We start from the raw sequence: 10,883 nt of genomic DNA, 5'->3' as shown, positions 1-10,883 counted from the left end.
CCCCGGGATATTTGAGCCAAGATGAAGAGGGGCGAGGGGGCGGTGGGGATCCGGGGGGATCTGTGGCTGAACGGGGCGGTGCTGGCGCGGGGGGTGGAGATCGCGGCGGTGGCCGGGGGGTGGACCTGCCTGATGGGGGCCTCGGGCGTGGGGAAGTCGACCTTGGGGCGGATGGTGGCGGGACTGCCGGTGGCGGCGCGGCTGGAGGGCCGGTTGCAGGTGCCGGGGGGGCGGGTGGCGCTGATGGGGCAGTCGGATCAGCTGCTGCCTTGGGCCTCGGCGCTGGCGAATGTCACCCTCGGGGCGCGGCTGCGGGGGGCGCGGCCCGATCTGGCGCGGGCGCGGGCGCTGCTGGCGGATCTGGGGCTGGCGGGGATGGAGGACCGACGGCCCGCCGCGCTGTCGGGCGGGCAGCGGCAGCGCGTCGCGCTGGCCCGCACGCTGATCGAGGATTGCCCGGTGGTGGTCCTGGACGAGCCCTTCTCGGCCCTGGATGCGGCGACGCGGGCGGCGATGCAGGATCTGGCGGCGCGGGCGCTGGCCGGGCGGACGGTGATCCTGATCACCCATGATCCGCTGGAGGCGGCGCGGCTGGCCGACCGGGCCTATCTGATCGGGGCAGCGGGCAGCCGGGCCTTGCCCCTGCCGCCCGGTCCCGTCCCGCGCCCGCTGGCGGCGCCCGAGGTGCTGGCGGCGCAGGCGGCGCTGTTCGGGGCACTGTCGCGGTCATTTGCGCCATGACGGGGGGGCGGTTTCCGGCGCTTGCGCGGCGGGGGGCGGGGCTTGCCGTGCTGCCGCTGGTCGTGCTGGCCCTGTGGCAGGCGGTGGTCTGGGCGACCGGGGTGCCGCCCTTCATCCTGCCCGGGCCCGGGCGCGTCGGGGCGGCGCTGCTGGCCCATGCGCCGATGCTGGCCGAGCATGCGGGCTTCACGCTGGCCAATCTGGCGATGGGGCTGGCGGCAGGGGTCGCGTTTGGGGTGGTCACGGCGCTGAACCTGGCGCTGTCGCCCGTGGCGCGGCGGCTGATGCGGCCCCTGCTGGTGGCGGCGCAGGCGGTGCCCATCTTTGCCTTGGCGCCGGTGGTGACGCTGTGGCTGGGCTATGGGGCGCCGTCCAAGGTGGTGATGGTGGCGCTGGTCGTCTATTTCCCCGTCACCTCGGTCCTCTTCGATGCGCTGATGCGCCCGCCGCCCGCGCTGGAGGATCTGGCGCGGATGATGCGGGCGCGGCCCCTGCCCGAGCTGATGCTGATCCGCCTGCCCCATGCGCTGCCCGCGCTTGGATCGGGGCTGCGGCTGGCCGCCGTGCAGGCGCCCTTCGCGGTGATCATCGGGGAATGGGTCGGCTCCAGCCGGGGGCTGGGGCACCTGATGCTGATGGCCAATGGGCGCGGGCAGACCGACCTGATGTTCGCCGCCCTGACGGTGCTGGCGGCGATGGGGGTCGGGCTGTTCGCGGGCGCCGGGCTGGTCCAGCGCGCCCTGGAGCGGGGCCGCCCCTGACGGCGGCCCCAAGGGGTCTTACCAGGAGGTCAGGACGGCGCCCTCGTAGGTCTCGTCGATGAAGGCCTTCACCTCGGGGCTGTGATAGGCCTCGACCAGGGTCTGGACCCAGGGCTCGGCCTCGCGGCCTTCCTGCACCACGATGATGTTCACATAGGGGCTGTCGGCCTTTTCCATGGCGATCGCGTCGCCCTTGGGCGACAGGCCCGAGGCCAGCGCATAGTTGGTGTTGATGATCGCGATATCGGCATCGGCCAGCGTGCGGGGCAACTGCGCGGCGTCCAGTTCCAGGAACTGCAGCCCCTTGGGGTTCTCGGCCACGTCCAAGGGGCTCGGGACCAGGCCCGTGCCCTCGGCCAGGGTGATGATCCCCAGATCCTGCAGGATCAGCAGCGCGCGGCCGCCATTGGTGGGATCGTTGGGGATCGCCACCTGCGCGCCCTCGGGCAGGTCGGCCAGATCCTCGATCCGGTCGGAATAGATGCCCATCGGCGTGGTGATGGTGGTGCCGACCTCGACCAGACCGAAGCCGCGATCGCTGATCTGGTTTTCCAGATAGGGGCGGTGCTGGAAGCTGTTGGCATCCAGATCGCCATCCGCCAGCGCCTGGTTCGGCACGACGTAATCCGAGAACTCGATGACCTCGATGTTCAGGCCCAAGGGGGCGGCCACTTCGGCCACCTTCTCCATGATCTCGCCATGTTCGCCGGGCGAGACGCCGACGGTGATGTCCTGGGCCAAGGCGGTGGAGGCCATGGCGGCGGTGGACAGGGCAAGGGCGGAGACGAAGGTTGTCAGACGCAGCATGGGATTGGTCCTTTCTTGTCTGCGGGAAAAAGTCAGAGGCCGCGGTTGCGCGGCGCGCGGCGGTCGACGCGGGCGGCGATCCATTCGCCAAGCGACTGGACCAGTTGCACCAGCACGATCAGGATGACGACGACCGCCGCCATCACCTCGGGCATGAAGCGCTGGTATCCATAGCGGATGCCCAGATCGCCCAGGCCCTGCCCGCCGACGGCGCCGACCATCGCGGAATAGCCGATCAGGCTGACCACGGCCAGCGTCAGGCCCAGGGTGATGCTGGGCAGCGCCTCGGGGATCAGCACCCGGGCGATGATCTGCAAGGGTGTGGCGCCCATGGCGCGGGCTGCCTCGATCAGGCCCTGATCGACCTCGCGGATGGCATTTTCCACCAGCCGGGCGATGAAGGGGATCGCGGCCAGCGTCAGCGGCACCATGGCCGCATTCGTGCCGATCGAGGTGCCGGCGATCAGGCGCGTGAAGGGGATGATCGCCACGACCAGAATGATGAAGGGAACCGAGCGCGTGGCATTGACCACCAGCCCCAGGATATTGTTGATCCATGGCGCGCCCAGCAACTCGCCGCGCTGCGAGGTCGCCAGGAAGACCCCCAGGGGCAGCCCGCCAAGCGCGCCCAGCACCGAGGAGACGGCGACCATCCACAGGGTCTGCAGCGTCGCCTCCCACAGCAGGGGGATCAGGTTAGCGGACATGGCCCAGCACCTCCGTCGTCAGCCCGTGGGTGTCCAGGAAGGCCCGGGCGCGGTCGCCCTGATCCGCGGGCACCGAGATCAGCAGGTTGCCGAAGGGGCGCGGCCCGATCTCCTCGATGGCGCCGCCGAGGATGTTGGCGCTGATGCCCAGTTCCGTTGCCAGCCGGGCCAGCATCGGGTCGGTGGCGTGCGTCCCCGCGAAGGTCACGCGGATCACCTGGTCGCCGGGCGGGCCGTCCTGCAGGCGCCCGGCCACGAAGGCGGGCAGCGTGGCGCCGGTCACCCCCGACAGGAAACTGCGGGTGGTCGGATGCACGGGCTTGGTGAAGATGTCATAGGTCGGCCCGGATTCCACAATGCGGCCCGCCTCGATCACCGCCATATGGGTGGCGATGTCGCGCAGCACGGCCATCTCATGGGTGATCAGCAGGATGGTCAGGCCCAGATCGCGGTTGATCCGGCCCAGCAGCTCCAGCACGGTCTGGGTCGTCTCGGGGTCCAGCGCGCTGGTGGCCTCGTCCGACAGCAGGACCTGCGGGCCGGTCGCCAGCGCGCGGGCGATGCCCACGCGCTGCTTCTGGCCGCCCGACAGCTCGGCCGGATAGCGGTCGGCCAGCGGGCCGAGGCCCACCTGGTCGATCAGCTGGTCCACCCGGGCGCGGATCCGGCCGCCGGGCGTGCCCGCGATCTGCAGCGGCAGGGCGATGTTGCCGCGCACCGTGCGCGAGGAGAGCAGGTTGAAGTGCTGGAAGATCATCCCGACATTGCGCCGGATCGCGCGCAGCGCGGGGCCGCGGGCCTGACCGACATCCTGGCCGGTGACGGTGACGCGGCCCTCGGTCGGGCGCTCCAGCCCGTTGACCATGCGCAGCAGGGTGGATTTGCCGGCACCGGACCGGCCGATGATGCCGGTGATGCTGCCCGCAGGCACGGTCAGGTCGATCCCCTCCAGCGCCATGACGCGGCCGCCGGCCTTGGGAAAGCTCTTTCCCAGGCCCTCGAAGATGATCGCCGCGTCCTCTGCCCTGCCCGTCATGTCGCCCGCCTGCCGAAAGTCAGGGCGCGGTCCTGCCCGAAAGCGCGGACGGGCGCAAGCGGATCAGGACCCGCCAGCCGCGCCGGACCGGAACGTCCATTCGCCGCCCTCGCCCAAGCGCGGAACGGTGGCGGGGCGCGCAGCAGCCGCCGCGAAACGCGGGCGGCGGGCCGGGCGGGGCCCAGGGATGGGCGTTCTTATTCCGCCGCCGGGCGCAGGTCGCGGGCCAGCAGCGCGGTCAGGATGGCACGCAGCGTGTCGGGGCGGAAGGGCTTCTCGATCAGCGGCGCATGGTCGAAGCCCTGCGGCAGATGCTCGCGCCCATAGCCCGAGACGAAGCAGAAGGGCACCGAATGCGCGTCGAACATGCGGGCGACCTCGTCCACCGGCTCGCCCTTGAGGTTGCCGTCCAGCAAAGCCAGATCGACCTGACCCTTGCCGCCCGCCTCCAGCGCCTCGGCCACGCTGCGCGCGACTCCAATGACGATGGCGCCGGCATCCTCCAGCTCGTAGCGCAGGTCCAGGGCCACCAGCGGCTCGTCCTCGACCAGCAGCACCCGGCAGCCCTTCAGCGACGAGGGGCGCCCGGCCGCGGCCACGGGCGGCGCCTCGACGGCGCCCGGCACGCCCGACAGCCGCGTGACGCCATCGGCCAGGCGGATGGTCCAGACGACGCCCTCGGGGCGCCAGTCGACCTCGACCGCGCCCGAATCGCCGCCCCCGGCCGCCCCGATCAGCGTGGTGCCGAAGCCGCTGCCCTCGGGCGGGGTCACCGCCGGGCCGCCGGTCTCGCGCCAGACCAGCACCAGATGGCCCGATTCCAGCCGCCAGGACAGGCTGATCCGCCCCTGCGGGACCGACAGCGCGCCATACTTGGCCGCGTTGGTGCCCAGCTCGTGCAGGGTCAGGGCCAGCCGCAGCATGGTGTCGGGGGACAGCTCCACCGGCGGGCCGTCGCGCAGCAGCCGGTCGCCGTCCAGCGTGCCCGAGCTGATCTGGTCGTCGATCAGCTGGTCCAGCGGCGCGCTGGCCCAGGTCGCGTCCGACAGGATCGAATGGGCCCGGGCCAGCGCCTGCAGGCGCCCGCCGAAGCTGGCCTCGAAATCGGTCAGGCTGGCCGACTGGCGCAGGCTCTGGCGCGCGATGGCCTGCACATTGGCCAGCGTGTTCTTGATGCGATGGTTCAGCTCTCCGATCAGCAGGGACCGGATCTCCTCGGCCTGCTTCCGCTCGGTGATGTCCAGAACCTGCAGCGACAGGGACTGCCGCCCCGGCCCCTCGGACAGGACCGAGCCATAGACCTCGCAGCTGATCGGCCCGATATCGGCGTGATCCAGGCTGATCTCGGCCGAAAAGCGCGGGGCGCCGTCCTGGCGGCTGTCCAGCCAGCCAGTCAGCAGGTCCGCGCCCTGATCGTCCAGCCAGCCCGACAGCGTGGCGGTCATGCCCAGCATGTCGCCCGCCGCGCGCCCGAACATGCGCTCGGCGCCCTTGGACCAGCTGCGGATGCACAGATCGCGGTCCAGCGTCACGAAGGCCAGGGGCGAGTTGTCGGCATGCGCCTTCAGCTGCGCCATGGCGCGGTCGCGGTGGCGCGCGATGTCCTGCATCTCGTCGCGCTGGCGTTCCAGATCCTTGGCCTGCCGCCCGATGCGGAAGAACACCTCGGCCTTGGAGCGCAGCACCACCGGGTCGATGGGCTTGAAGATGTAGTCGACCGCCCCCGCCTCGTAGCCGCGAAAGCGCCGCGCCTCGTCCATCTCGGCGGCGGTGACGAAGATGATCGGCACGCCCCGGGTGCGTTCGGTCGACCGCATCAGCTCGGCCAGCTCGTAGCCGTCGGTGCCGGGCATCTGCACGTCGAGGAAGGCCAGCGCATAGTCGTGCTGCAGCATCAGCTCCAGCGCCTCGCTGGCGGTACGGGCGCTGTCCACCACCAGCCCGTCGCGGCGCAGAAGCGCCTCCAGCGCCATGATGTTCTGGTCGATGTCGTCGACGATCAGGAAACGGATGGGTCTATGAGGCATGGGCTGTCTCCTGGGCGGCAGTCCGGCGCCAGATCCGGTCGGGTTCGGCAAAGGCCGCGAAGGAGGCGGCATGGGTGGAAAAGCGCAGCGTCTCGTGCGAGCCGAGGCCCAGGAACCCGCCGCGGGTCAGCGACTCGGCGAAGAGGCCCAGGGCCCGATCCTGTAACGTGTTGTCAAAGTAGATCAAGACGTTGCGGCAGGAAATCAGGTGCACCTCGGAAAACACCTGGTCGGTGGCCAGATTGTGTTCGCTGAAGACGGTCCGCGCCCGCAGGCTGCGGTCGAAGGCGGCGCGCTGGTAGCCCGCGAAATAGTAGTCCGCCAGCGATCCCAGCCCGCCTGCCTGCTGATAGTTGCGGGTGAAGACCGGCAGGCGGTCGATGTCGTAGATACCGCTTTCCGCCCGGGCCAGCGCGCGGTGGTTGATCTCGGTCGCGTAGAACAGCGTGCGGTCGAACAGCCCCTCCTCGCGGAAGAGGATGGCCAGCGAATACAGCTCCTCGCCATCCGCGCAGCCCGCCACCCAGACCTTGAGCGAGGGGAAGGTCCGCAGATGCGGGATCACCTCGCGCCGCAGCGCCAGGTAATAGCCGGGATCGCGGAACATCTCGCTGACCTGCACGGTCATCGCGTCGATGATGTCGGGCAGGACGGCGGGATCGTGCAGCAGGCGGCCCTGCACCTCGGAGAGGGTCGCGCAGCCAAGCCGCTCGCGCGCCAGATCGGCCCGCCGCGCCAGCGAGCTGCGCGAATAGGACCGGAAATCGTAGTGATAGCGCCGGTTCAGCGCCTCGAGGAACAGGTCCAGCTCGATCGCGTCGCCCGGACGCGCGGGCACGGGATCGGGGCTCATCGGGGCATCCAGACGCGGGTCAGCGACAGCAGCTTGTCGACGTCCAGCGGCTTGGACAGATAGTCGTTGGCCCCGGCGGCCAGACACTGGTTCTGATCCTCGGCCATGGCCTTGGCGGTCAGCATGATGATGGGTAGGGTCTTCCAGCGGTCGATCTTGCGGATCTCGCGCGTGGCGGTCAGGCCGTCCATCTCGGGCATCATCACGTCCATCAGCACCAGATCGACCTTGGGCGCCGCGCCGTCGTTGACGCGGCCCAAGGCCTCCAGCGCCTCGCGGCCGTTCCTCGCGATCTGCACGGTGGCGCCGTGGGGCTCGAAGACGCCGGTCAGGGCATAGACGTTGCGGATGTCGTCCTCGACCACCAGGATGCGGCGCCCTTCCAGCTGGGCGTCGCGGTTCAGCGAGGCGGCCAGCATCTCGCGCTGCTTGTCGGGCAGGTCGCTGACCACCTGGTGCAGGAACAGCGTCACCTCGTTGATCAGCCGCTCGGGCGATTTCGCGCCCTTGATGATGATCGACTTGGAATAGCGGCGCAGGCGCTGCTCCTCGTCGGGGGACAGGGCGCGGGCGGTGTAGACGATGACCGGCGGGAAGGACGCGGTGCCGTCGCCGTCCAGCTGTTCCAGCACGTCGAAGCCCGAGGCGTCGGGCAGCGTCATGTCCAGCACGATGCAGTCGACCGTCTGGCTGCGGCAGACCTGCAGCGCATCGGCGGCGGTGCCCGCGCCCACGGTCTCGACCTCGTCGCTGGCCAGAAGGGCCTTGAGCCCCTCCATCTGCGCGGGATCGTCCTCGACGATCAGCACACGGCGCAGGCGCTGTTCCATCCGGTCCTCCAGATGGCGCAGCGCGTCCGACAACTGTCCCCGGTCGACCGGCTTCATCATGTAGCTGATGGCGCCCTGCGCCAAGGCATCCTTCACGTGATCGTTGGCCGAGACCATGTGCACCGGGATGTGCCGGGTCGTGGTGTCGCGCTTGAGCCGGTCCAGCGCGGACAGGCCCGAATGGTCGGGCAGGCCCACATCCATGACGATGGCCTGCGGCAGGTAATGGCGCGCGGCGCGCACCGCATCGTCGGCGCGGCCCACGCAGACGCAGCGGAACCCCAGCTCGCGCCCCAGATCGTAAAGGATGCGGGCGAAGGCCGGATCATCCTCGACCATCAGCATGACCCGGTCGCCGGGCGAGATCTCGGCGCGGTCGTCGCTGACGCCGGGCAGCGCGTCCAGCATCATCGGCTCGGTCGTGGCGGGCACGGACATGGGCGCCGGCTGCGCGGCCAGGCGCTGCGGCGCGGCGGCGGGCTGGCGGTTCGGCGGGGTCGCGGGCAGGATCAGCGTGAAGGTGCTGCCCCGGCCCTTCTCGCTGCTCAGCGTGATGCGCCCGCCCAGCAGGTCGGCCAGCTCGCGCGAGATCGACAGCCCCAGCCCGGTGCCCCCGAAGCGGCGCGAGATCGTGCCGTCGGCCTGCCGGAACGCCTCGAAGACGGTTTCCTGCTGGTCGGGGTCGATGCCGATGCCGCTGTCCTCGACCGAGAAGGCGATGCCCTGCGGCACCGGGGCGATGTGCAGCACCACCTGCCCCGCATCGGTGAATTTCAGCGCGTTCGAGACGAAGTTGCGCAGCACCTGCTCCAGCCGCTGGCGGTCGGTTTCGAAGGCGGGCAGGCCCGGGGCCACGCGCGTGGTCAGGGTCAGGCCCTTCTGGCGGGCCTGCGCCTCGAAGCCGCGCTGCAGCTTTTGCGCCACGTCCTGCGGATCGACCGCGTCGCGGGCCAGATCCAGCTTGCCCGATTCGATCTTGGCCAGGTCCAGGATGTCGTTGATCAGCGCCAGAAGGTCCTTGCCCGAGGCCTCGATGGTCTCGGCCCACCGGACCTGCTCGGCCGTCAGGGTGCGGGCGCGGTTGTCCGACAGCAGGCGCGACATGATCAGAAGCGCGTTCAGCGGCGTGCGCAGCTCGTGCGACATGTTCGCCACGAACTCGGACTTGTAGCGGCTTTCGCGGGTCAGCGCCTCGGACTGGTCCTCCAGCATGCGGCGCGAGCGGGCCAATGCGTCGCGCTGTTCCTCCAGCTCCTGCGTCTGGCTTTCCAGCCGGGCGTTCTGGCCCTCCAGCTCGGCCTGCTGGATCTCCAGCCGGCGCTGGCTGTCCTGCAGGGCGCGGGTCTGCTCCTCCAGCTCCTCGTTCGAGGCGGACAGCTCCTCGCCATGGCTGCGCAGCTCCTCGGCCTGGCGGCGGGTCTCCTCCAGCAGCTCGCGCAGCTGCTCGCGATACTGGGCGGATCGCAGGGCGATGCCCAGCCTGTCGTCGAGACGGTCGAACAGGCCCAGCATGCGCCCCGAGGGCGGGCCGTCCAGCCCGAATTCCAGCACGCCGTTGACCAGCTGCCCGTCGCGCAGCGGCACGATCAGCACATGCGCCGCCCGTCCCCGGGCCAGCCCCGAGGCCCAGCTCAGCGCCTGATCCGGCGGCAGGGCCAGATGCAGGGGGCGCGCCTCGCTGATGGCGCGGCCCAGATGGCCCTCGCCCTCGGTCACGCGCTCGGCCAGACCCGCCGCATCCACGCCCCAATGGGCAAGGCGGCGATGGCCGTTCCCGTCGCGCGCATAGGCTATGGCGGCGCGGGCGCCGATCCGGTCGGCCAGCACGCGCAGCACCTGATCGGCCAGGCGGTCGCTGCTCAGTTCGCCCTGCAGGGCGCGCGACAGGTCGATCTGCGCCTGGTTGATCCATTCGCCACGCATCAGCCGTTCGCGGTTCAGGATCAGGTTCCGCCCGATCCAGCCCAGGGTCAGGTAGACCAGCCCCGCCATCGTTCGGTTCATCGCGGCCACGTCGGGGTCGATCCCCGCCCGGTCGGGCCCGAAGGCGATCGTCATGGCCGCGCAGGCCGCGATCGCCACGCCCAGGGGCAGCAGCGGCCAGGTGGACCGGAAGGCCAGCGCCAGAGGCAGGATGTAGATCAGCCAGACCGCCGTCCCTAGGGGAAACTGCAGGTCCAGCGCGAAGACGCCGGCAAGGGCGGCTAGGATGACGACGACGATCGCCAGGTCGGGGGTCTTGATCACGAAGTCTCCTGCAGCGCCGGTCATGGCCGAATGTTTCGACGGCACCGTCGAACGTCCGAAATGGGGATTTCGTTCACCGGGCCAAGATCGATAAATGATAACGGGCCTCGCGGACCGGCCGGTCACGCAGCGCCTTGTTGTTCCTAGCCGAACGCGGCGCCACGTGTCGAGTCCCGGGCGCGGCGGACGCTGCGGCGCATGGCCCCGGGCACCAAGGCGCCGTCAGGGCCGGGCACGGGGCGGCCAGATTCGCTGCCAGACGCCGTCGCGCAGGATCAGCGCATGGTGCAGCCCCGCGCCGACATGCAGCGCCAGCACCGCGAGCAGCGCCCAGGCGGCCCCCTGATGCAGGGCCGAGGCGGCGTCGGCCAGCGCCTCGGACCGGGGCACCAGCGTGGGCAGGCCGATCGCGTCCAGCGCCTCGATCGGGAAGCCCCCGGCGCGGACGCGGACATAGCCCGACAGCGGCATCGCGACCATCAGGACATACAGCGCCAGATGCGACAGGCCCGCCGCCCGGCGCTGCCAGCCCGGCAGATGGGCGGGCAAGGGCGCGGGCGGATGGGTCAGCCGCCAGACCAGCCGCAGCGCCACGAGGGCGATCAGCAGGCTGCCCACGTTCTTGTGAAAGATGAACAAGGCGTCCTGAAACCCGCGATCCAGCCCTTCGCGGACCATGATCACGCCCACCGGGATCATCGCCAGGATCAGCGCCGCGACCAGCCAGTGCAGCACGCGCGCCGTCGTTCCGTAGCCGTTCGCGCCCAGGGCCATGGCGTCCCCTCCCCCATCGGGACCACGATAGCGGTCCGGGGCGATCACGCAAGCGTCTTTGCCGGGGCGCTTGACGCGTCATGTTTCGGTCATATTGTCT

At 70.6% G+C, this 10,883-nt stretch carries 9 protein-coding genes; 2 read left to right on the top strand and 7 right to left on the bottom strand.

The features are described 5' to 3' along the window. Positions 1 to 21: 21 nt before the first annotated feature. Positions 22 to 741 (top strand): ABC transporter ATP-binding protein, encoded by a 720-nt coding sequence (locus E4191_RS04485; RefSeq protein ID WP_135312338.1) that lies wholly within the window; start codon positions 22 to 24, stop codon positions 739 to 741. Then, complete coding sequence (locus tag E4191_RS04480) at positions 738 to 1,502, top strand: ABC transporter permease (protein WP_135312337.1); 765 nt, start codon at positions 738 to 740, stop codon at positions 1,500 to 1,502. The genes E4191_RS04485 and E4191_RS04480 overlap by 4 nt, the downstream gene beginning before the upstream one ends. Before the next feature lie 18 nt (positions 1,503 to 1,520). Here the strand turns inward: E4191_RS04480 and E4191_RS04475 are convergent, their stop codons facing one another. The 7 genes from E4191_RS04475 to E4191_RS04445 form a co-directional block, all read right to left on the bottom strand. After that, positions 1,521 to 2,309, bottom strand: coding sequence for a MetQ/NlpA family ABC transporter substrate-binding protein (locus E4191_RS04475; protein ID WP_135312336.1), 789 nt, complete (start codon positions 2,307 to 2,309; stop codon positions 1,521 to 1,523). 32 nt (positions 2,310 to 2,341) lie between these two features. Next, a complete protein-coding gene (locus E4191_RS04470) occupies positions 2,342 to 3,016 on the bottom strand; it encodes a methionine ABC transporter permease (RefSeq protein ID WP_135312335.1) in 675 nt (224 codons plus the stop codon). After that, the gene (locus tag E4191_RS04465) at positions 3,006 to 4,052 is read right to left on the bottom strand and encodes a methionine ABC transporter ATP-binding protein (protein WP_135312334.1); all 1,047 of its coding nucleotides are present in this window, start codon (positions 4,050 to 4,052) and stop codon (positions 3,006 to 3,008) included. Before E4191_RS04465 ends, E4191_RS04470 begins: the two co-directional genes overlap by 11 nt. A 197-nt stretch (positions 4,053 to 4,249) precedes the next feature. Then, entirely contained in the window at positions 4,250 to 6,079 is a 1,830-nt protein-coding gene (locus tag E4191_RS04460; protein WP_135312333.1) for a response regulator, read from the bottom strand. After that, complete coding sequence (locus E4191_RS04455; protein ID WP_135312332.1) at positions 6,069 to 6,932, bottom strand: CheR family methyltransferase; 864 nt, start codon at positions 6,930 to 6,932, stop codon at positions 6,069 to 6,071. The genes E4191_RS04460 and E4191_RS04455 overlap by 11 nt, the downstream gene beginning before the upstream one ends. Beyond that, entirely contained in the window at positions 6,929 to 10,009 is a 3,081-nt protein-coding gene (locus tag E4191_RS04450) for a response regulator (protein ID WP_228461540.1), read from the bottom strand. The genes E4191_RS04455 and E4191_RS04450 overlap by 4 nt, the downstream gene beginning before the upstream one ends. Positions 10,010 to 10,231: 222 nt before the next feature. Then, positions 10,232 to 10,783: a cytochrome b gene (locus E4191_RS04445; protein WP_135312330.1), complete on the bottom strand. Its 552-nt coding sequence runs from the start codon at positions 10,781 to 10,783 to the stop codon at positions 10,232 to 10,234. Between the last annotated feature and the right edge of the window lie 100 nt (positions 10,784 to 10,883).

This window comes from Paracoccus liaowanqingii (assembly GCF_004683865.2).
In the GTDB taxonomy this organism is placed as follows: domain Bacteria; phylum Pseudomonadota; class Alphaproteobacteria; order Rhodobacterales; family Rhodobacteraceae; genus Paracoccus; species Paracoccus liaowanqingii.
The sequence above is the reverse complement of the archived record's forward strand: the minus strand, read 5'-3'. Positions and strand labels throughout refer to the sequence as shown.

Bases quoted from the DNA above. Each gene is read 5' to 3' on its own strand.
- E4191_RS04485 (WP_135312338.1), top strand. From the start codon at position 22: ATGAAGAGGGGCGAGGGGGCGGTGGGGATCCGGGGGGATCTGTGGCTG.
- E4191_RS04480 (WP_135312337.1), top strand. From the start codon at position 738: ATGACGGGGGGGCGGTTTCCGGCGCTTGCGCGGCGGGGGGCGGGGCTT.
- E4191_RS04475 (WP_135312336.1), bottom strand. From the start codon at position 2,309: ATGCTGCGTCTGACAACCTTCGTCTCCGCCCTTGCCCTGTCCACCGCC.
- E4191_RS04470 (WP_135312335.1), bottom strand. From the start codon at position 3,016: ATGTCCGCTAACCTGATCCCCCTGCTGTGGGAGGCGACGCTGCAGACC.
- E4191_RS04465 (WP_135312334.1), bottom strand. From the start codon at position 4,052: ATGACGGGCAGGGCAGAGGACGCGGCGATCATCTTCGAGGGCCTGGGA.
- E4191_RS04460 (WP_135312333.1), bottom strand. From the start codon at position 6,079: ATGCCTCATAGACCCATCCGTTTCCTGATCGTCGACGACATCGACCAG.
- E4191_RS04455 (WP_135312332.1), bottom strand. From the start codon at position 6,932: ATGAGCCCCGATCCCGTGCCCGCGCGTCCGGGCGACGCGATCGAGCTG.
- E4191_RS04445 (WP_135312330.1), bottom strand. From the start codon at position 10,783: ATGGCCCTGGGCGCGAACGGCTACGGAACGACGGCGCGCGTGCTGCAC.